Raw genomic sequence first — 22,430 nt, forward strand, 5'->3', positions numbered from 1 at the left:
AGGGGGCGTTTAGCCCCCTTTATACTACTTTTTTCTCAATTATTTTCTCGGACAACAGTGGAAAGAAACCTAAATTTATTATACACAATTATTTATATGCACAGCGAAACAAGAAAAATACATTTAATAGAAGAAGTGCTAAAAATAAATAAGAAGAAGTGCTAAAAATAAATAGCAATGCTACTTTATTAAAGCTAGGGGATATATTAAAGGAATTGAATAAAGTGCCTGTGAAAAAAAGAAACCTACTATTTACGATTTTGTATGTATGCTTAGCAAAGATGAAGCTAAAGACTTGAGGAAAGCAATCAAAGAAACCAGCGAATAGCCACACAAAAAAAAGCCCGGCTTCCCTAAAGAAACCAGGCCTTCAATTAAACCACCCTACTTATTTACTAGAAAAAATCGTTCCATCTTTTCTGTTTTTTGAAAATTCTAGAACCAACTGCTAATAAAGGCATTATTAACGTTTTTATCGTCCTTCAATTTCCTTGCGCGCCTTTTGCGCTTGATGCGGTGTGCAACCATTGTTACAATAATCATGGGCAGGAATATAAATGTCAATGGCGGTATGCCCATCATGCTTATCCATTTGCCACCATACATATTGCGCATTGGTCGGCGGAGGCGCTCGGTAATCAGGTACATGCTTGGCACAATAATCAAGGTCATGAAGAAGGCGAATGCAAGCCCAAAAATGATTGTCCAGCTAAGTGGTTTCCAAAACACCACATTGTCACCACCAAAGAAAATATGTGGTTTCAATTCACTGAACAAGGTAATGAAGTTGATATTGAACCCTACCGCAATAGGGATGAAAGCCAATATTGCAGCCAATGCCGTCAACATTACTGGGATAATACGGGTTTTGCCTGCTTCTATAGCGGCCTCCCTTGTTTTCATGCCACGGCCACGAAGCTCATCTGTAAACTCTATCACTAGTATACCATTTTTTACCACTATACCTGCCAAGCCTACAATACCCAAACCAGTCATCAATACTGATACTTCCATGCCACTGATAGAAAAGCCAAGGAATACCCCGATAACACTGAAGATAATCTCGGTAAGTATAATGATGGATTTGCTCACGCTATTAAACTGCAACACCAATATAAACAGGATGCCTCCCAAAGCATATATCAATGCGTTTAACAAGAACGCCCCAGTCTCTGCCTGTTGCTCGCCTTCCCCGGTTTGCTTGATGGTTACGCCATCGGCTTTGCCTTTGAAGTTGTCGATATACCCTTTGAGTACTTGGTTTACTGCTGTTGCATTGTACCCTTGTGTTGTCAATACATTCGATACCAAGCTAATCAATCGCTTTTGGTTCTTGCGTTTTACACTGCCCAATGTACTGGATGGCTCAATAGTAACCAAAGAACTGATGGGGATATTTTTAAACCCACCGGTGGTAAAGTCCCTAAAGTAAATCTTCATGTTCAGCAGCTCGGATAGGTTCTTCCTCTGAACTTCGTCGTTGCGGAGCTGTATTTTATATTCCTCTTTCCCTTCTTTTATCTTGGATACTTCCCTGCCGAATAAAGCCGTGCGGATAGATTGCCCAATTTGCGCAGTGGAAACGCCTTCTGTCAATGCACGTTGGCGGTTTACCTTCAAGGTTATCTCCGGGTTATTCAAATCCACACTCATCTTCAATTCTTCTACGCCCGGCACTTGTATCGAATCTAAATAGTTCTTAAGTGCATTGGCGGTTTTTATCAGCCCGTCAAAATCTTCGCTTGCTATTTCTATATTGATGGGTGGGTCTGTGGGTGGCCCGCCGCTTTCTTGGTCAACGGTTATTTGCGCACCCGGTATGCCTTTCATCTGGGCACGGATAGAATCCATGTAAGGGCGAGTGCCTACGCCATCCCTTTTTTCAAATTCAACGAACGATACCTGTATCCTGCCTAGTTCGCTACGGGTGCTGCGATCGCCACTGCTTGGATCATTAGCACCTAGTGCCACATTGCTAATTACGCTTTCTACCACAGGGTTCTTTTTGCCATTTTCTATGCCCAATACCTTTCTTACCCTGCCTTCCAGCACTTGGGTAATGCTGTCGGTGTATTCCACATTGGTACCTACTGGTAGCTTTAGGTACACATATACTTGATTGGGATCGCCTTTAGGGAAGAAGCTAATAGGGATACGGCCAGCCTTGATACAAGAAATAAATATAAATAAAGAAACAAAGAACAAACCTATCACGCTTAACAGCAAATACACGGGCTTCCAGCCTGCCAAAGCCCAACGGAGCAGGTTTTCATAGTGGCTCATAATCCAAGGCAATGCACGGTTTTGGAAACCATGGATGGCATCGTCCAACACATAAGTGTTCAGCAGCATCAGCAGGAGGAAGAAAATAAGCAAGTTGCCCATGAAAGGAGCACCAATCAAATCAAGCACTACACCACATATCAACACAACCCAAAGGATGGGCCTTTTAAAAATATCGCTTTTCTTTTTTGCGCCTTCATCGTCTGCATGGTTCATGAAATCCACAGCAAATACAGGGTTCATTAAGAACGCAACTAACAAAGAAGCTGCTAATGTAAAAATCAACATAGTAGGTAGGTAAACCATGAACTTACCAATAATACCCGGCCAAAACAGGAGCGGGAAGAATGGTGCAAGCGTGGTTAAAGTACCGGCTAATACAGGCACGAATACTTCCCCGGCAGCCATACGAGCGGCAATAACAGAAGATATTTTACCTTTTCCTTCAACAAATATCCGGTGGGTATTTTCTATTACAACAATGGCATCATCTACTATTATACCTAGCCCAAACAGCAGCGCAAACAACACGATGAAGTTTAATGTAACGTGCGTGCCTACAATCAAATCTGCCGCTGGCAAAAAGAGGAAGGCAACGAACATGCTCAACGGCACCGACAATGCCACAAAGAAGGCATTGGTAACGCCCATAAAGAACATCAGGATAATTAATACCAATACAAACCCAATAATGATAGAAGTAACCAAGTCATTAAAAGAAGTTTTTGTTTTAATGCTTAAATCGCCCGTGATAACGGTGTTCAAGTTTTTGGGATACAATACCCCTTTGCTTTCTTCTACTATTTTCTTTACCCCATCGCTGGTTTCTATCAAGTTCTCGCCACTACGCTTGATGATGTTTAATGTTACAACATTCTTGCCATCTAGGCGGGCATAGCTTTCCCGTTCCTTTGTCGTATCGATAATGGTGGCAATATCTTTTAGGTAAATAGGATTGCCTGTGCTGTTCCTAAGGATAATCTGCTGTATGTCAGCGGCTGTTTTTAACTGCCCTTTTAATTGCAGGTTCCTTTTCATAGTGCCTACATCCAACAAACCACCGGAAATATCCATATTTTCCCTTTGCACGGCATTGCTGATGTCGTCAAACGTAAGGCCTGCGCTTTGCATCCGGTAGTTGTCGACATTTATCTGAAATTCCCTTTCTGGTGCACCCACCACATCCACGCGGGTTATTTCTTTCAGGTCTTCCAGCTTATCTTTCAGGTCATCGGCATATTTTTTCAAATGCACTAGGTCAAAGTCGCCGCTTAGGTTCACATACATGATGGGTTGCTCGCTAAAGCTCACTTCCAATGCGGTAGGCTCCTGTGTAAGGTCTGTAGGCAAGTCCTGCTTGGCCTTGTCCATCGCATCCTTTACTTTTTGCAAGGCCACATCTGTTTTTACATCGGTATCAAATTCTACCATGATAGCACTGTAGTCCTGCTGGGACGTGCTGGTGAATTTCTTGATTTTTGCCCCTGTGATTCCCTTGATTTGTTTTTCTATCGGCCTAGTTACCAAGTTCTCAATATCCTTGGGCGAGTTGCCTACATAGATGGTTTGCACATATATGGTAGGGATCACAATATCGGGGAACTGCTCCTTGGGCAGTGTCAAGAACTTGCCTATCCCTACCAGCGATACAAATAGCATGGCTAGGTAGATAGTGGTCTTGTTGGTAATACTCCATGTCGTGGGGCCAAACTCTTTGAATTTGTCCTTTATGTTTTCGAGCGCACTCATAAAAGTTCGTTTTTATTAAATAAATTATTTTGCACCCAGTGTTTTGCCGCTGATTCTCCCCGTCATTTCGACGAAGGAGAAACCTAACTGAACTTAATAAACCTGATATCTTATAGCAGGTTACTTCTTATATCCAATTAGAAGTCTCTGTGCAATGAGATTTCTCCTTCTCGCCGAAATGACGGGGAGGGAAAACCTCAAAATCAAAGAAGATAGCGTGTTTAATTGGGTTTCTTTTTTACAGTAATCCCTATTGTGTCTATGTGGCAAAAAATAACCTATGTGGTGAAATTTTTACTTCGTAGTCAATAGCAGCCCTTCATACAGCCCTTGGTAGCCCTCGGTTATGATGGCATCTCCCACTTCTAAGCCGCTTTTTATTTCTAACTTGTCGCCATACAACTCGCCGATGGTTACCATTTTTTTCTTGGCTACTATTCTCTTGCCTTCTTGTAAGGCTACCATCACATACTTGCCTTTTTCATCGTTTTGAAGTGTATTGATTGGTACCGTAATGGCTTGCCCATTGGTATAATCCTGTATGTTTACTAATGCCACTTGGTTTGGATGGAAGTCTTTGTCGGCGGGTATCTTGGCTTCTATATAAAAACTACGGTTGCTGGCATCAATAATGCTACTGGCTACGGTTACTTTAGCATCTATGGTTTTGTGTATGTCGGGCAGGGTTATTTTTATATGGCTGCCTACCACTACTTTATTCAAGTAATTTTCTGGCACATTCACCGTTATTTTCAAGTCGCTTGTGTTCACTATTTTTATTTGCGGCGCATTGCCTAGCACGCCAGTAAACATTTCGCCAACCCGCACGTTTACATCGTCTGCCACGCCATCAACATCGCTATATATATTGGCAAAGTTTAGTTGCTCTTGGTATATTTTCAATTGTGCCTCAGAGGTAGCTAATTGTGTTTCCAAGTTGTCAACATTATTTTTAGCCGTTATTAGCTGCACTTCGGTGCCAATATTTTGGTCCCACAAGTTTTTTTGTTTTTGATACAATGTTTTTGCAAAACTCAGCTGTGTTTTTAACGTTTGCAAGCCCTGTTGCGATGCCGCTAACGTTTGCTTTGCAATAGTATTGTCCAATTGCAGCAGCAATTGCCCTTTTTTCACAGCATCGCCTTTCTTCACGTACACGGCTCTTACTTGCCCTCCACCATTTTTTGGGGTGATGTAGGAAATATTCACAGCGTCTATCTTTCCTTGCAAGTCGATAAAATGGCTAAAACTACCTTTGCTAATGGTATCGATGGTTACCAGTTTGGCTTTTTCTACTACCGACGAGGGGTCAAGCTTAGCTACTTCTGCTTCTAGTGCAGCAATGGCAGTAGTCAATTTAGTTTGCTGCTCTTTCATTTCCGAAAGTTGCTTTTTCTTTTTGTCAACCTCCGACAGCTTGCCGCCGCAGGCCGTTGCAATAGCTATTACTGTTAATAGCAGTACTATTTTGTGTATTTGCTTCATATTGATTGTGGTTAAATGTTTAAAATAATAATAATTGCTTCCGTTCACTAACTCATAACTCATAATTCATAACTTATAACTTGCCAACCGCTTTTGAATAATCTACCTTAGCAACAATGGCATTGTACAACGCATTGATGTAATTGGTCTGGGCAGTTATCAAATCTGTCTGGGCGGCGGTTATTTCTGTATTGCTGCCTGTGCCAGCCTCGTATTTTTTCCTTGTCTGGTCATAAACCGTTTCGGCCAGTTTCATGTTTTGCTTTTGGAAATCCATGGTGGCAATCGCTGTTTTAAAATTAAAGGTGGCCTGCTGCACCTCATTGTCTATAGTATGTTTCAGGTTGTCTATATTGTTGTCAGTTTGCTGCATTTCTAACCGGGCCTGCTTTATTTTTGCATCTTTTGAAAAGCCATCAAATAATGGTACATTCAAATTCAACCCTATATAAGAAGATGCATACCAATCCCCCTTTTGGAAGAAAGAATAAGTATTGCGTTGCGCCTGCTTGCTATAGTTGCCAGCTAGGCTAAGCCCTGGCAGGTAAGCCATTTTGTAACGCCTGATATTAAACTCGTTCAGTTTCCTGTTTAGTTGCAAGTACTGGTATTCGTGCCTGTCTGTGTAATTGTAAGCAGCATCCTGTAAAATGCCATCTTTTATTTGGGCTTCGCCCAATGTATCTGTTAATACCAATGCGTCGCTTATAGGCATACCAATCAACGTTTTTAAACCTAGGTAACCAATTTCTATATTGTTCAACACACTTAACTTTTGTGTTTGCAGGTTGGCGGTTTGCACGGAAATTTTATCAACATCCAATTTCTCGGCAAAGCCATTTTTGTACAGTTCCTTTGTGTCGTGCTGTAGTTTGTCTAAACGTGCAATATTGGCATCTATCAATGTTATTTGTGTTTTGGCCACCACTAGTTGATAGTACACCTTATAAACATTTGCTTTGATGGTTTGCGTAGTTACCTCGATATTCTGCTGTTGGAAATCCATGGAAGTCTGGCGGGCTTTTAAGCCAATAAACACTTGCCCATCAAACAAAATCTGGGATAGGGTTACGCCTGCCGAAGCGGTGTATTTAGTGCCAAACTGAGCAGCTACAATGCCAAAATCCGTAGGTGACTGTATAGGTGCACCACTGCCATTTTTAACGCCTTCGTGGGTTAAAACGCCATAAGTAGCTTGCGAAATAAAGTTAGGGAAACTTTGCACCGCAATATCCGGAAAATAGGTATTGGCTACATTACCATTTAGTTGCGGATAAGCCGCAGCTGTGATCCCCCTATTTTGTTGTTCCTGTATTTGCAGGCTCAGCAGTGCATTTTTCACTTGCACATTGTTCTTTTTTGCAAAATCCACTGCTTGCTGCAATGTGAAGCTATGGGAGGTAGCTGGGGCTTGTGCCATTGCAACACCCGACACCACCAATAAAACCATGCACAGCCAAAATGTTTGTAATTGTTTTCGTTTTATCATAATCCTTCTTGTTTTGTTTTTATAATTATTGTGCCTATGTAGTGAGTAGTACCTTGCTCCGTTCCATTTTATATTTCGTAATCCATTCCTTCCCTTTTGGCGTAGCCAAGCCATGTAAGAAGTTGTCCGTTATCTCTGAGCATAAAGTAGCTAGCGGATACTTTCCATGCGGAAAAAAATTGGCATTAAATATCATCAGCATCGTACCTATCCTGTACTTGCACATAATATCAATATTAATCTCTGGCCTGTACAACCCCTCCATGATGCCCCTTTCTATATTTGCTTTGTTACAATCATACAAATAGGTGTTATGGTGGTCGGTAAACTTTGTATATGCCTTTGGGTGGTATTTTTCCAAATCGTACAAGATGGCAGGGTTAAACCCTTTGAACATTTCTTCTACAATATCCATTGCCAAAAAAATTTCATGCACTGCATTGTTGCCTTCTATCCTGCTGCAAGTACAATCTATCTCCATCCGCCGCATCTCAATATCCAGCACCCCTTCCACCAGTGCATCTTTGTCCTTGTAAAACTGGTATATCGTTTTTTTTGATATACCTAGGTGGCCAGCTATTTCGTCCATGCTCACGCTGCGTATGCCAAAACGCATATACAGCTCGTGTGCCTTCTTCACTATCCTTTCATCCGTTTCCATTTCCTTATAAATCTGAAGCAAAACTAAGGAAACTTTTATTGTAACTAAAGTTTCTGGGAAAATATTTTTTTATTTTCTTTAAAAGATTTTGACCTGTGGTGAGTAGCAAGAAAGATTCAGCTAATTTATATAATAAAAATTGTTACTATCTGGGTGCAAGGTTGTTTAATCTGCCACGAAAGCTTGAATACATAAAGAGTCACAAAGATTTAAAGGAAGAAGAATTATGTCTTCAATACCTTTTAACCTTCTTTTTCTTTGCGCCCCTTCGTGTTTTTGTGCCTAAAAAGGCATATTAGATGTAGTGATTTGTAACTAATAATTTAAAATCAAGGCTAATTTTTTTGAAATGTCGATAGTTGTAAAAACACCCATGGCTATTGCTGCTACTGCCCGCCCCGCTGCTGGATGGCTTTTTGCCTGTTTAAGTAAAATGTTTCCACTTTTTTTATTTCTTCATCGCTAAGGCTTGCTGCTTTCCAGCGTTTTTTCCTTTGTTCACCAAGGGTTTTTAGTTTTGTTTTCTTGTCTTCTTCGGTAATGGTAGCATCCGCCATTATTTGTTTCGTTTTTGCATGAAAGTCCAGCTCTATTGCTGCTACTGAGTCTGCCTTTGCATCGCTTAGCTTTATTTCTTCTTTCATCCTCACCTTTATCATGTCCATTTTTTGCATAGGCCGTTCGCTGGGGTAATACTGCGGCTCGGGTGTTTGCCCAAGCACAACTGTACAGGCAGCAGAAACCAACAACGATAACAAGGTAAAAAAGCCCATTCTTTTCATACAAACCATTTCATTTAATAAGGAACGTAATTGCAAGATACTTATAAAATTTAATAATTTTCTTTACAAAAAAATAATTGCAATTCTATAACACTGTTAATGTTTAGCCTTTTATAGGCTTTGTGTTGCCCATTTAAACAAAATAAAAGCCTTTTGGCACTTTTAAATTTTTTAATTACAAACAGATGATTATTTTCGCAACCACAAATTAATTAACCCTATTTATTAACGCCACTAAATTTCTATTTAAACATGGCAGTAAAAATGAGATTACAAAGACACGGAAGTAAAAAAAGGCCTTTTTACTTTATAGTAGTAGCCGATGCCCGTGCGCCAAGAGATGGTAAATTCATCCAAAAAATTGGAACTTACAATCCTTTGACAGTTCCTGCAACCATTCAGTTAGACCGTCAAAAAGCCTTGGAATGGCTACACAAAGGTGCACAACCAACTGATACCGTTCGCCGTATCCTTTCTTTCAAGGGCGTATTGTATTTGAAGCACTTGTTGCGTGGCGTGAAACTTGGTTTGTTTGATGATGCCGCTGCGATGGTTAAGTTCCAGGAATGGCACTTGCAGCATGAAGCAGATTCTGTCCGCAGGGCCGAAGCACACAAAAAAGCGCAAAAAGATCGTCGCAACATTCCTGCAGTGCGTAAAGTAGTAGCTGCTCCAACGCATGTTGACGCAGAACAAGCTGGCGAAGAAGCATAGGCCTTTTTTAGCAACTTTTGGTAAAGTCCCCTGATTGGAAACGGTCAGGGGACTTTTTTTATAGCATTCCTTTACAAAAATAATACCCTACTTCCCCTCAAATCCCCTTACTCCGTTACCTCTGTTTCATGCACTTTATGCTTGCCACTAATATAGGTATATACCGCAGGTATAACAAACAAGGTAAGTATCAATGAGAATAAGATACCGCCTACAATTACAATACCCAATGGTATACGGCTGGTAGAGGAAGCCCCAAGGCTCAAAGCAATGGGCAATGCACCCAAGGATGTTGCCAAACTTGTCATCAATATGGGGCGTAGGCGTTGCTTGGCAGCTTCTACCACGGCTTCCATCTTATTTAGCCCTATCTCCCGTTTCTGGTTGGCAAATTCTACTATCAGGATGCCATTTTTGGTTACCAAGCCAATTAGCATTATCATCCCTATCTCGGAGAAAATGTTAATGGTCTGGTTGAAAATAAATAGGCTTAGCAATGCCCCGCTCAATGCCAATGGCACGGTAAGCATGATGGTAAGCGGGTCTGTAAAACTTTCAAACTGGGCAGACAGAACTAGGTATATTAATATTAATGCCAACCCAAAAGCAAACAATATATTGGAATTGCTTTCTGCATAGTCCCTAGATGGGCCGTTCAATGCTGTTTGGTAAGTATCGTCTAGCAGTCTTTTGGCAATAGCTTGCATGGCATTGATGCCATCGCCCACTGTTTTGCCTTCTGACAAAGAAGCGGAGATAGTTGCCGCCTTATACCGATTGAAGTTATACAAAGTGGCTGGGTTGCTGCTTTCTTCCAAATGAACAACTTCGCTTAGCGGCACTTGGTTGCCGCTGGCATTGCGCACATAAAGCTTGGTAATGTCGGCTGTTTGGTTTCTGTCTTCCCTGTCCACCTGGGCTATTACTTGGTATTGGTAGCCATTCATGATAAAATAGGCCAAACGCCCACCACTAAAAGCACTTTGCACGGCAGACTCCACATCTGTGCTAGAGAGGCCAAGGGCTTTTACCTTTGTCCTGTCAATGGTCAATTGCACTTCTGGTTTGTTGAATTTTAGGTTTACGTCGGCATTGGCAAACGTATTGTCTTTCCTTACTTCGTCTAAGAATTTGGGTATAATGGCCTTTAGTTTGTTCAAATCTTGATTTTGCAGCACAAATTGTACAGGCAATGCTGTCTTTGCCCCACCACCTACGGCAATGGTTTGTTCTTGCACAGCAAATATGCGTGCATCGTTAAAGCGACCCAGTTTCTTTTGCAAGTCGTTGGCAATATCTGCCTGGCTTCTTGTCCGTAATGTAGGGTCTATTAAGGAAAGACGAGGTTGTGAGCTATTGATGCTGCCATTGCCAGGAACACGCGAAAACACAAAATCCCTTTCGGGTATGGAGTCATAGAGATAGTTGCTTATTTTATCCGTAAGGTTTTGCATGGCATTAAAGCTCATGCCTTCTGCCCCTGTTACGGTAAAGCGGACGCTGCTCCTATCTTCCAATGGAGCAATTTCGCTTTGTAGGCTTTTCATGATAAAATAAATCATGCCCGCACAAATAGCTATGATTAGCCAAGCTATCCATCTGGCTTTCATAAAGCCCTCCAACAGGCGTTTGTACCCGTTTTCCATTCCTGCAAAGAAGGGTTCTGTTTTGTTGTACAGCCATCCATGCCCTGCATCTTTCCTATTAAGGTAAACGTTCAACACAGGCGTTATGGTAAGCGATACAAAAGCAGAAATTAATACCGCCGCAGCCAGCGTTACACCAAACTCACGGAACAACCTACCTACAAAACCTTCTAGGAAAATTACCGGTAAGAACACCACAGCTAATGTGATGGAAGTAGATACCACCGCAAAGAAAATCTCCTTGCTACCTTCTAGGGCAGCCTTGCGTAGGGGCAGGCCTTCTTCTATTTTACGGAAAATATTTTCCGTTACTACAATACCGTCATCTACCACCAGCCCTGTTGCCAATACAATACCCAGCAAGGTTAGGATATTGATAGAAAACCCAGCTATGTACATGATGAAGAAAGTAGCTACCAGAGAAATGGGTATGTCTATGAGTGGCCGCAATGCTATCAGCCAATCCCGGAAGAAAAAGAAGATAACCATTACCACCAAGGCAAAGGAAATAAGGAGGGTTTCTTTTACTTCATTCAATGATTTTCTGATGTTTACCGTATTGTCTACCAAAACATTTAACTCAATATCCGACTTATTGTTTTTCCGTATTTGCTCCAACCGTTTATTAAATTGGTTTGCAATCTCAATATTGTTGGCACCGGGTTGTGGAATGATGGCTAGGCCAACTGCATTCACACCATTGTATTTCCAGGATTGCTCCAATGTTTCGGGAGCAAGTTCTACCCTTGCCACATCGTTCAGCCGAACTATGCCAGCACTATCTTCCTTTAAAATCAGGTTTTTGAAATCTTTTTCCGAAGTAAGCCTACCCAATGTCCTAATCGTTACTTCTGTTTTATTGCCATATATTTTTCCGGGCGGCAAATCAACATTTTCCTTGTTCATGGCCGTTTTAATGTCAGAAAAATCAATATTATGGGCATTCATTTTATCTGGGTTCAACCAAAGGCGCATAGAATAGCGTTGCTGCCCAAAAATGTTTACCGCACTTACATCATTAATGGTTTGTATTTGTTGCTGCAATACATTTTCAGCATAGTCGCTCAGTTCCATCAGGTTCTTAGTACGGCTTTGGATGGCGAGTATCAAAATGAAATCACTATTGGCATCGGCCTTGGTTACTACGGGTGGGGCATCTATGTCCAGTGGAAGGCTCCTAGTGGCTTGCCCTACTTTGTCCCGCACATCGCTGGCAGCGGTTTCTAAATCTACCCCTAGGTTAAACTCAACCGTAATATTGCTACTGCCCAAAGTGCTGGAAGAGCTAATCGTCCTTATGCCCGGTATGCCATTGATTTGCTTTTCCAATGGCTCGGTAATTTGGTTAGAGATAATATCTGCATTGGCACCTGTATAGGAAGTGCTAACAGTAATAATAGGTGGGTCAATTGCCGGGTAATCCCTAATGGCAAGGTAGGTAAACCCCACTACCCCAAAAAGGATAATGGCCAGGTTCATTACCGTTGCCAGCACAGGCCGTTTTAAAGAAAGTTCAGAAATATTCATTCTTAATTATGAATTATGAGTTATACCCCCATCCCCTAAAGGGGTGTATTAAAGAAAGATTGTTGCGATTAGCCACCCCGGACTAAATGCCACCCCTTTGAGAGCGGAATTAGATCTCAAACAAATACACCAGCCCGCTTATCAGAGGCTAAATTCCCCTCTCGAGGGGTGGCCTTTAGGCCGGGGTGGGCCTGTTGAGGTGGGTGGTACTTACTGCGTTGTAAGGTCTTTTAAAGACTTCACCGCCCTTATTTTTGCATTACTGTTGGGTCGGGCAAATAATACACCTGTAACAATAACACTATCGCCCACATTAATGCCTTTGGTTACCTCTACCAAGTTGGCTTCCCTTACCCCGGTTTTTACATCCACAAATTTTGCCTTGCCGTTTTTTATGATGATGGCTTGGTTGCTCTTGTCGTTGGCAATCAAGCAATTGGTGGGTATCATAATGCCTTTTTTATCATCGCCAGCATCGAGATACACTTTTGCAAAACCACCGGGGTTGGCTTTTGCATTTTCCAATATAGCACGTACTTTCAGGTTTCGGGTGCTGGCATTGGCTTGTGGCTCTATCGCTACAATGCTGGCTTTTTGCTGTTTGCCATTGCCATCGTCTAAAATAACATTTACCTGTTTGCCCCTTTGAATCATGCTGCTGTAAATTTCAGGAACATTGAAATCTATTTTCAACTTGTCTATCTGCTGCATGGTAGCTATTAATGTGGTGGTTGACACAAATGCCCCAAGGCTTACTTGCCGCAAGCCCACCACGCCGCTAAAAGGGGCTTTCACCACTGTTTTATCAATTAAAGTTTGTGTATATAGAAGGTCTGCCTTGTAGCCATTTACTACATTCAATGCAGCATCGTAGTCGGCCTGGTTAATGCCATTAATGTCCAATAACTTGCGGTTGCGCTGCTCTGTCAGTTGCGCCAAGTCTAGCAGCACTTTGGTTTTGGCTAATTGTGCTTTTAGGTCTGCGTCGTTTACACGGGCTATCAACGTGCCCTTTTCTATACGCTTGCCTTCTGGCACGTCTAAGTAAGTGAGCCTGCCGCCCACTTCTGGGTGCAGTTCCACGTATTCATTGGCAACTACAGAGCCGTTTAGTTCTACCGTATTGCTAATAGGCTGGGTCGATGCCACCACCACATCTACCACCGTAGGAGGCGTGGCCGTAGGCTTGGGGTCTTTTTTGCCATGGCAGGCAACAGCAGTAATTACAACAACAGATGCAGTAGCGAACCATTTCAAAATATCCATTATGCTGCTTTTCAGTAAAAACAAAAGTGGTTAAATAAGGTTAAACCCGGATTTTGCAGTTGACTTCGTTACGAAAGGCTCAAATGCAATAAAGACAAGTATTTGAGCCGAATTTTTGGTCGAAAACATAGTGTACTATGACTAGGCCAAAAAATCAAGCAAATGCTTGTGTTTGAAGTAGTTGGGGCTTGCAATAGATTTCAACTGCAAAATCCGGGTTAAAGATAACTGCAATAATAGATGCAAAGATTTGCCAATATGGATGAATGGTGCAAAAGGGGATTGTGTATCGGTTATAAATTGCCTGTTAGGGGCAATTTATCTAAATTTCGAGAAAATGTATGTGCACCTTTTGAGTAGGGTGCATTTCAAATCTTCGCTTTTTATTGGCCTTTTTATTTAGAATGAGCTTTACTATGTGATTGTGAAAGCCCCACACTACATCCCGACTTTAGCCCAGCCCAACCTCACCCCAACCCTCTCCAAAGGGAGAAGGAGCAAGAAAAAAGGAGGGGAATGTGAAAGATTATGCGAATATTTGAAATGGGTCATTTTTTGTTTTTCGATGATTTATTTTTTTTGCTATCTTCCTTTTTGCCTTTAACTCATTGATATTCAGTTGTTTATATTTTTTTAGCCTCATTTTTTATGATAATAAAAGTAAATTTTATGATAGTTTATTGATAATAGAATGATAGTTTTATGATAGGAAAATCATATTTTATTGATAAGAAACTGATAAGATTTTGTTAGTGGATTATCATTTTCCTAAGCCAAATAACATCCGATGCTGCTGGTAAGGCCAAAATGCCCCTAGTTGCTACTTTAACCCAGATTTTAACTGCAATATCTGGGTTTACCGCAAAATTGGTATGGATAGGTATATAACCCCAAAAAAAAATCCTATATGGGGGAAATATGCCCCCATGGGTATCCCAAATTTCCCCCATATAGGATGCTTGCTTGGCAGCAAATGGCAGGGAGCATAAAACTTTTTCGGTTTGTCCTGATAGCCCCCAATGTATAAAAATCTTATCTTTGTACTAGAAATGCACTTGATACAAACTACTTACCAAACTAGTTTCTTGGCTTCCTAATCGTAGCTCTTTTTTTACTAATATTAAGATAGTTGTAGTCCCAAAATTTGTTCTTTTATTTATGGCTATAAAATAGGCATAAAATAAGCACAAAATGAGCATAAATTATGCACAAATCAGGCACAAATTATGCATAAAATAAGCATAAAATAAGCACAAATCACGCACAAAAATTTGATGTTATTGTTGATAATCAATGGCTTACAAGGGCGATAACGATTTTTGAAAAAAGAAACAAAGTAAAAATCCCACAAAAATGGCAAAACTGAAACTATTTTAATATAACACTAGGAGATATTGATATTATAAAATATGTAAATATTGTAACCTTGCCCTGTTCCTGTTACCTTTTCCTTTGGGTAACTTGTCCCGTTTTTCGGAAGGGGTGAGGTTGGGCTGGGTTGATTTTTCAATAAAAAAGCGAAAAGTTTTATGCACCCTTTTCAAACACATCTATATCTTTTTAAATGAAGCCGCTAATCACTTTAGCTATTTTTTAATCTTTCTCCCACTTATCTTTAAAAATTAATTATCATTGTTATTAGATACATGCTTATGCGGAAATTGTTTGTAACCACAGCCCTTTTAATAACTTTTAGTGCTTTTGCCCAGAAAAAAATACCCTTGCCAGACACCGCCAAGACAAAGCCAATGCCCACAAGGGCAGAACTCAATGCTTTCCTTGGGGTAAAATCATCGTCTGATGGGCCAAAGCCTTACAAGGATGTGATTACAGACAAAGCCATTTCTAAAATTGGGTTGTTTGTTGTGCACAAGGTAGAAGACAAATACTATTTTGAAATACCAGACACGTTGTTAGGGCGTGAAATATTGTCGGTAGTCCGTTTTGTAAAAGTGCCATCAGGGGCGGGCTATGGTGGCGAAATTGCCAACCAAAACACGCTGTCTTTTGAAAAAGGGCCCAATAATATGTTGTTCATCCGCACCATTACGCTGGTAAACACGGCCGACTCTTCCCAAGTTATATACAAGGCGGTAACCAATTCTAATGTAAACAGCATTGCAGCGGCTTTTCCCATTGCAGCAAAGGGCAAAGACAGCCTCCACCCCAGCAGCATTATAGACGTTACAGAGTTTTTTAAGGGCGACAATATGCTGGTAAGCATAGGTGCCAATGCCAAGCGAAAGTTTAGTTTTGGGGGGCTATCGCCAGATAGGTCTTATACCCAAACCATCAATACTTACCCCATTAACACAGAAATAAAAACGGTAAAAACATTTAGTTCTTTTGGTGGCGGCGGCTTTGGTTTGCCCTCCTCGCCATCTGCGTCTTTGACTGCAGCTACCGGGTCTGGGGCGGTAACGCTGGAACTAAACACATCTTTGCTATTACTGCCTAAAACACCAATGGCTAGGCGGCCAGCCGATAAAAGGGTAGGCTATTTTACTGAGGATTTCACGCAATACAACGATACCCAGCAGCAGGTAGAAAACAAGGAGTTTGCCATACGCTGGCGGTTGGAACCCAAGGAAGGGGAATGGCAAAAATGGATGAAAGGCGAACTGGTAGAACCACAAAAGCCATTGGTTTATTATATAGACCCTGCTACGCCCAAGCAATGGAGGCCTTACCTGATAGCGGGCATAAACGACTGGCAAAAAGCATTTGAAAAAGCGGGTTTTAAAAATGCCATTATAGGCAAAGAATGGCCAGAAAATGACACTACCATGAGCTTGGAAGACGCACGCTTTTCTGTATTGAGGTATTTTGCCTCCGACGTGGAAAATGCTTACGGCCCCAATGTACACGACCCCCGCAGCGGCGAAATAATAGAAAGCCATATAGGCTGGTACCATAATGTAATGAAACTGGTTCACGACTGGTACATGATTCAAACCGCAGCCGTGGACCCAAGAGCTAGGAAAATGAAGTTTGACGAAAGCCTAATGGGCGACCTGATACGTTTTGTTTCCTCCCACGAAGTGGGGCACACACTAGGCCTTAGGCACAACATGGGCAGCAGCAGCCGCACGCCAGTGGAAAAACTAAGGAACAAGGCCTGGGTGGAAGCCAATGGGCATACAGCATCTATCATGGATTATGCCCGCTTCAACTATGTGGCGCAGCCAGAAGATAGCATTGGCAAAATGGGGCTATACCCCCGCATTGGCGATTACGATTTATGGGCCATTAAATGGGGTTATAGCTTTATACCCGGCAGTACTGACGAGGAACTAAAAAAAGCAAGCAATAAAATGATTATTTCGGCCTTGAAAGAAAACCCAAGGACTTGGTTTGGCACCTACGAAGGCGGAAATACTTCCGACCCAAGAACCCAAAGTGAGGACTTAGGCGACAACGCAATAAAAGCCAGCGAATATGGCATTAAAAACCTGCAACGGATTCTGCCCAATCTTCCCCAATGGACAAAAGAGGAAGCAGGCCTAAACGAAAACCTAAGCGACATATACGGGCAATTAGTAACGCAATTCCGCCGCTATATTGGCCATGTAACAAGAAACGTGGGTGGTGTTTATGAAACATTCAAAAGCGTGGAAGAACAGGGTGCCGTGTATGAAATTACGCCCAAAGCCATGCAAAAAGATGCTGTTGCTTTTTTGAACAAGCAAGTATTTGCCACGCCCAAATGGCTAATAGAAAAAGACATCTGGGACAAAATAAACAACCCCGTTGGCGGCGACCCAATTGCCAGTTTGCAGGAAAATGCACTTAGCAACCTGATTAGTAATGAAAGGATGGTACGAATGCAGGCATGTGCCGAACGGTTTGGTGCAGACAAAGCATACAATGCAATAGAACTATTTACAGATGTGCAAAGCGGCTTGTTTACAGAGTTAACCAGCCACAAGCCCATTGAGCTATACAGGCGGTTGCTGCAAAAAAGCTATGTGGACAAGCTGGCTGCTATCGTGAACCCGGCACCTAGTTCTGCGCCTACCTTTAGTTTTCCTGGTTTTTCTTTTTCTATTGGAACAGATGCCAGCCGCAGCGACTTGCCAGCCATAGCAAGGGGGCAATTGCAACAATTGCGCAGCCAAATAATAGCTTCTATACCGTTAACCACAGATAAAATGAGCAGACTTCATTTGCAAGACTTGCAGGAAAGGATTAAAAGGGCGCTGGAGCCGAAGTGAGTGGTCAGTGGTGAGTGGTCAGTCATAAGTGGAAAGCCTTTAGAAAAGAATGTTACAGGTAGGGTTCAACTTTAGGTAATTAGCCACGAAGAGGCACAAAGTTTTAAAGAGAAGAGGAATACGTTATTACTCAACACATAGGCATATAGGACACATAAATTTAACCCGGATTATGCAGTTGACTTCGTTATGAAAGGCTCAAATGCAATAAATAGAAGTATTTGAGCCGAATTTTTGGTCGAAAACATAGTGTACTATGGCAAGGCCAAAAAATCAAGCAAATGCTTGTGTTTGAAGTAGTTGAGTCTTGCAATTGATTTCAACTGCAAAATCTGGGTTTAAGCAAGTAAAAAGAAAGAAACATAGTTATTTACCTCGGTTTTTTTATAAACTCTGGCAGGGGGTAAACAAAAGAGAAACATTATGTTTTCTCTTTTTCATTTCTTATCTATGTGTTCTGCATGTCTATGTATTGAAATTAAAGAAACTATTTTACACCAGCCCCATTTGTAATCGCTGTTTCAGGATTGATGAAATGTAATTTACCCGTACTATCTTCTGCCATTAAAATCATCCCATTACTGTCTATACCACGCATTTTACGTGGTGCAAGGTTGGCAACAATAGTTACTTGCTTGCCTACAATTTCTTCCGGGGTAAAATGCAGGGCAATGCCACTAACAATTGTTCTTGTTTCAAAACCGAGGTCAACAGAAAGCTTTAATAGCTTGTCTGCCTTTGGTACTTTTTCTGCGGCTACTATCGTGCCTACACGCAAATCAATCTTTGCAAAATCGTCAAATACTATTTCGGCAGCTATTGGCGCTGGTTCGTTTGCTACTACTGGTTGTTCTATTGTTGTTTTTGCTTCTTCCACTTTCTTTTCTGTTGATGCTTTTAATTTAGCCAATTGAGCTTCTATTTCTTCGTTCTCTATTTTCCTGAATAGCAATTGCGGTTCACGCAGGCTGTAGCCTACTTTTAGTAAATCTAACCTTCCTGCATTTTCCCATTCCAATATTTTATCTACCACTTTCATTATCTTGCAAAGCTTAGCTGCGGTAAATGGTAAAAATGGATGGATTAAAATAGCCAAGTTGGCTGTTAATTGCAAGCACAGGTGCATACAATTATCAATTCTCTTTTTCCCAGCTTCAGAAAGTTGCCCATCAATGGTTTCTTTTTTGGCAACAATCCATGGCTCTTTGTCCTGCATGTATTTATTTCCCTTCCGGGCTAAATCAATCACTTCAAACAAAGCATCCCTAAACTTATAAGCTTCCAATAAGCTTTCTACTTTTATAGCTGCTTCTTTAATATCTGCTATCAATTGCTTGTCAGCATCATCTATAATATCATTATGAAATGGTGGCACTTTTCCGCTGCAATGTTTGTGCATCATCACAAAAGTGCGGTTCACAAAATTGCCGAAGATGTTCGATAATTCATTATTGCTTGCATCTTGAAAACCCTTCCATGTAAATTCACTATCCTTTGATTCTGGGGCAATTTGCGTAAGGTAATAACGCAATACATCTGCCATGCTGTCGCCACCATTGTCTTTTTTTATCCAGCCGTTTATATAATCCTCTATTTCTATGCTCCATCCTCGGCTCGTACTCATTTTATCGCCTTCCAGGTTCATAAATTCGTTGGCAGGAACGTTGGTAGGTAATATATTGCCATGCAATTTCAGCATTACTGGGAAAATGATGCAATGGAAAACAATATTATCCTTACCTATAAAATGAACGAGTTTGGTATCAGGGGCATACCAGTAAGGCATCCAGTCTTTTTCGTTGTTGATGGCCCATTGTTTAGTGGCACTTATGTAACCGATTGGTGCATCGAACCAAACATAGAGGACCTTGCCAGCAGCATCTGTTTGGCTAACAGCTAACTGTTGACGGTCAACAGACTTTGTGGAATCGGTCAACGGCAAATGTATCCCCCAATCTAAATCCCTAGTTACGGCACGGGGTTGCAAGCCGCCATCAATCCAGCTTTTGCATTGACCAACAACGCTGGTACGCCAGTCGTTTTTATGGTCTTCTAAAATCCATTGCCTTAAAAAATCTTCGTGCCTATTCAGTGGCAAGTACCAGTGTTTGGTCGATTTTTTTATAGGTGCATTACCGCTCAAAGTACTTACTGGATTAATCAACATTTCAGGACTTAACGAACTGCCGCATTTTTCGCATTGATCTCCGTATGCATTTGGGTTGGCACATACCGGGCAAGTTCCTTTTATATACCTATCAGCCAAAAAAGTAGCTGTTGCTTCATCATAATATTGCTCGCTTTCCTTTACTTCCAAATCGCCATTGTTGTTTAGCACCGTAAAAAATTCCTGTGCCGTTTCGTGGTGAAGGGGGGAAGAGGTTCGGTGGTAAATGTCAAAGGCAATACCCAAGTCTTTAAAATTCTGTTCTATAATGGGATGGTACTTATCAATAATAGCCTGTGCAGTAGTACCTTCCTTCATCGCTTGGATGGGGATGGCTGTTCCATGCTCGTCGCTGCCGCAAACAAAAGCAACATCACGCTTCTGGGCTTTTAAATAGCGCACATAAATATCTGCTGGCAAGTAAGCCCCTGCCAAATGCCCAATATGTTTTAGCCCATTGGCATAGGGAAGTGCCGCTGTTATTAAATATCGTGCTGGTTTGCTGTTTATCGTATTGTTGTTGCTGTCCATTTTTTTCTGCGATTTTTTATTCTATAAACGTCCCGTCATTTCAACGAAGGAGAAATCTTTTAAAGTTTGCACCAATTTCTTTTCTTGCCTATAGCAAGGTGAGATTTCTCCTTCGTCGAAATGACGGGGAAAGATGATGTTTTTGAAGGGTGCAAAAATAGGTAAATACAAAGTAAGGAAAGGATTTTGGAAATATGCTATTGCTTAAAAAGCAGTTTGCTTGCTATCTTTCTACGGCTATTTTTTTGAAAAAAATCTTTATTTTTAGTTCATGGGGCTAGTAAACACTTTACTTAAATACACTTACAGCGACTACCTTGGCTGGGAAGGCAGGTGGGAACTCATTAATGGGCATCCTATAGATATTAGCCCATCGCCTGTGCCGCTGCATCAGGTGATAGCTGAAAACATAGCTTATGAATTTGGCAAGGCAATTAGGGAGGCAAAATGTAAGCATTGCAAAGTAGTACAGGCACTAGACTATAAAATAAGCGAGGAAACAGTGATATGCCCCGATGTATTAATTATGTGCAAACCAGCAAAGAAGAAATTCCTCGATTTTTCCCCATCACTTGTAGTTGAAATATTATCTCCTTCCACAGCTTTGCGGGATAGGAATATAAAATTCAATATTTACGAATAATAAGGCGTACCTTTTTACCTAATTGTAGATATAAACAAGGAACAAACGGACATATTCGTTTTGAAGGATGGAAAATATGAATTGGTTGCTATAAATGATGTTGATACCCCTTTTGCCTTCACTTTAGATGAAGGATGCAAAGTATCGCCTTACTTGCATGAAATATGGTGAGTTTTACATCACTAATTAAATGATTAGGGTAATGTTGAAGAAAGCACTTTCCCTAAGTTGGTATTTCACAAAACCTGTTTGATTGGCCACTTGAATGTGATACAAAAACCTTGGCGCTTATTTTATTTGTTTACCACCATAAAGCCTCCATAAAAATCGTCTGTAACCGGTACTTTTTTCCCGTAGTTGTCCATATAGCCGTTGCAGATATAAGCCACATGCTTTTTACGCCAACCTACCACGTTGCATTTGTCGCTAAAATCGGGGTGGTAGCCCAGCATCACAATATTGTTTTCAAGCCCCAGCTTATAAAAACTTTTCTTGCCACTAGATATGCGGACCAATCTATAAATTGATGCGTCGTAAGTAGGTATGTTTTCCAATGTTTGCTTTACCTTGGCCATCACTGCAAAGCACCGTTTGGCATACTGCATCACTTCGGGGATGCCTGCATCGCCTTTCCTGATGTGCATAATGGTGTCTGCAATATTAAATTCCCGTTGGCTAATATTGTAAGTTGCCCCATTTTTCAGGGTTACCTCCGTGAGCGTGTCATTCACAGGGCGTTCTTTAAAAACACCATAAAGGCCAAAAACACTGATGGCAGCTTTTATAACGCCTATAGAAACACAGTCGCCATGGTCGCCTTGTTTAAAACAGCTAAATATCAGCTCCTTGTCCACCGGTTTTATTTCGTGGGTTTGCGCTTTTGCCACGCCACTTACAGCAAGCAATAGAAGCAATAAATTCTTTTTGAACATTACACCCTGTTTATCCATTTTTTTTGGTGATTGAAAAATTGGTTACCAATTACAAGGTGTGCCGCGATGCTAATTTGTAATATAGCTTTGGCTAAGTTCTAAACAGCTTTGTAGGATTCAAAAACCTATAAAGGTTATCAAGGCATCATCTTCGCAAACTATCGTTGCAACTTGGCGTAAGGTTTGTTCAAAATATGTAGAAAAAAGAATACAAATTATAGCTATTAATGCTTTGTTGCTTGAATAGGCATGTTCTTAATTAAAAATTGGTGAAAAAATGCCCTTAAATTTTATATTGTAGAATATATTCCACAATATTTATTTATTGGCACGTTTTAATA

The 22,430-nt window shown here is 41.1% G+C and carries 12 protein-coding genes; 3 read left to right on the forward strand and 9 right to left on the reverse strand.

The window, feature by feature from the left end; genetic code table 11:
- Positions 1-435 precede the first annotated feature (435 nt).
- The 5 genes from ACHFIY_RS14735 to ACHFIY_RS14755 all read right to left on the reverse strand — a co-directional run bounded on the left by ACHFIY_RS14735 (position 436) and on the right by ACHFIY_RS14755 (position 8,449).
- Positions 436-4,032, reverse strand: coding sequence for an efflux RND transporter permease subunit (locus ACHFIY_RS14735; RefSeq protein ID WP_410846874.1), 3,597 nt, complete (start codon positions 4,030-4,032; stop codon positions 436-438).
- 294 nt (positions 4,033-4,326) lie between these two features.
- Positions 4,327-5,580 carry an efflux RND transporter periplasmic adaptor subunit gene (locus ACHFIY_RS14740; RefSeq protein ID WP_410846875.1) on the reverse strand — a complete coding sequence of 418 codons (1,254 nt, stop codon included), beginning with the start codon at positions 5,578-5,580 and terminating at the stop codon, positions 4,327-4,329.
- A gap of 10 nt (positions 5,581-5,590) precedes the next feature.
- Positions 5,591-7,006, reverse strand: coding sequence for a TolC family protein (locus tag ACHFIY_RS14745; RefSeq protein WP_410846876.1), 1,416 nt, complete (start codon positions 7,004-7,006; stop codon positions 5,591-5,593).
- Between the two features lie 34 nt (positions 7,007-7,040).
- A complete protein-coding gene (locus tag ACHFIY_RS14750) occupies positions 7,041-7,688 on the reverse strand; it encodes a TetR/AcrR family transcriptional regulator (RefSeq protein ID WP_410846877.1) in 648 nt (215 codons plus the stop codon).
- A gap of 365 nt (positions 7,689-8,053) precedes the next feature.
- Positions 8,054-8,449 (reverse strand): hypothetical protein, encoded by a 396-nt coding sequence (locus tag ACHFIY_RS14755; protein ID WP_410846878.1) that lies wholly within the window; start codon positions 8,447-8,449, stop codon positions 8,054-8,056.
- Between the two features lie 264 nt (positions 8,450-8,713).
- On the opposite strand from ACHFIY_RS14755, the gene rpsP reads away from it, so the two are divergent.
- Entirely contained in the window at positions 8,714-9,163 is a 450-nt protein-coding gene (gene rpsP / locus ACHFIY_RS14760) for a 30S ribosomal protein S16 (protein ID WP_410846879.1), read from the forward strand.
- A gap of 107 nt (positions 9,164-9,270) precedes the next feature.
- Here the strand turns inward: rpsP and ACHFIY_RS14765 are convergent, their stop codons facing one another.
- Positions 9,271-12,336: an efflux RND transporter permease subunit gene (locus ACHFIY_RS14765; protein WP_410846880.1), complete on the reverse strand. Its 3,066-nt coding sequence runs from the start codon at positions 12,334-12,336 to the stop codon at positions 9,271-9,273.
- A gap of 210 nt (positions 12,337-12,546) precedes the next feature.
- The gene (locus ACHFIY_RS14770) at positions 12,547-13,602 is read right to left on the reverse strand and encodes an efflux RND transporter periplasmic adaptor subunit (protein ID WP_410846881.1); all 1,056 of its coding nucleotides are present in this window, start codon (positions 13,600-13,602) and stop codon (positions 12,547-12,549) included.
- A 1,652-nt stretch (positions 13,603-15,254) separates the two neighbouring features.
- On the opposite strand from ACHFIY_RS14770, the gene ACHFIY_RS14775 reads away from it, so the two are divergent.
- Complete coding sequence (locus tag ACHFIY_RS14775; protein WP_410846882.1) at positions 15,255-17,816, forward strand: zinc-dependent metalloprotease; 2,562 nt, start codon at positions 15,255-15,257, stop codon at positions 17,814-17,816.
- A gap of 487 nt (positions 17,817-18,303) precedes the next feature.
- Here ACHFIY_RS14775 and metG read toward each other — a convergent pair whose 3' ends face one another.
- Positions 18,304-20,514, reverse strand: a complete 2,211-nt coding sequence (gene metG / locus ACHFIY_RS14780) for a methionine--tRNA ligase (protein WP_410846883.1) — start codon at positions 20,512-20,514, stop codon at positions 18,304-18,306.
- Positions 20,515-20,785: 271 nt separating this feature from the next.
- On the opposite strand from metG, the gene ACHFIY_RS14785 reads away from it, so the two are divergent.
- The gene (locus ACHFIY_RS14785) at positions 20,786-21,157 is read left to right on the forward strand and encodes a Uma2 family endonuclease (protein WP_410846884.1); all 372 of its coding nucleotides are present in this window, start codon (positions 20,786-20,788) and stop codon (positions 21,155-21,157) included.
- A 293-nt stretch (positions 21,158-21,450) separates the two neighbouring features.
- On the opposite strand, the gene ACHFIY_RS14790 is transcribed toward ACHFIY_RS14785, so the two are convergent.
- Positions 21,451-22,107: a hypothetical protein gene (locus ACHFIY_RS14790; RefSeq protein ID WP_410846885.1), complete on the reverse strand. Its 657-nt coding sequence runs from the start codon at positions 22,105-22,107 to the stop codon at positions 21,451-21,453.
- Between the last annotated feature and the right edge of the window lie 323 nt (positions 22,108-22,430).

Origin of the sequence: Parasediminibacterium schistidii (assembly GCF_046546515.1) — a bacterium.
Lineage (GTDB): Bacteria > Bacteroidota > Bacteroidia > Chitinophagales > Chitinophagaceae > Parasediminibacterium.

Excerpts from the sequence above, each read along its gene's own strand:
- ACHFIY_RS14735 (WP_410846874.1), bottom strand. The coding sequence starts at position 4,032 with ATGAGTGCGCTCGAAAACATAAAGGACAAATTCAAAGAGTTTGGCCCC.
- ACHFIY_RS14740 (WP_410846875.1), bottom strand. The coding sequence starts at position 5,580 with ATGAGTTATGAGTTAGTGAACGGAAGCAATTATTATTATTTTAAACAT.
- ACHFIY_RS14745 (WP_410846876.1), bottom strand. The coding sequence starts at position 7,006 with ATGATAAAACGAAAACAATTACAAACATTTTGGCTGTGCATGGTTTTA.
- ACHFIY_RS14755 (WP_410846878.1), bottom strand. The coding sequence starts at position 8,449 with ATGAAAAGAATGGGCTTTTTTACCTTGTTATCGTTGTTGGTTTCTGCT.
- rpsP (WP_410846879.1), top strand. The coding sequence starts at position 8,714 with ATGAGATTACAAAGACACGGAAGTAAAAAAAGGCCTTTTTACTTTATA.
- ACHFIY_RS14765 (WP_410846880.1), bottom strand. The coding sequence starts at position 12,336 with ATGAATATTTCTGAACTTTCTTTAAAACGGCCTGTGCTGGCAACGGTA.
- ACHFIY_RS14770 (WP_410846881.1), bottom strand. The coding sequence starts at position 13,602 with ATGGATATTTTGAAATGGTTCGCTACTGCATCTGTTGTTGTAATTACT.
- ACHFIY_RS14775 (WP_410846882.1), top strand. The coding sequence starts at position 15,255 with ATGCGGAAATTGTTTGTAACCACAGCCCTTTTAATAACTTTTAGTGCT.
- metG (WP_410846883.1), bottom strand. The coding sequence starts at position 20,514 with ATGGACAGCAACAACAATACGATAAACAGCAAACCAGCACGATATTTA.
- ACHFIY_RS14785 (WP_410846884.1), top strand. The coding sequence starts at position 20,786 with ATGGGGCTAGTAAACACTTTACTTAAATACACTTACAGCGACTACCTT.
- ACHFIY_RS14790 (WP_410846885.1), bottom strand. The coding sequence starts at position 22,107 with ATGGATAAACAGGGTGTAATGTTCAAAAAGAATTTATTGCTTCTATTG.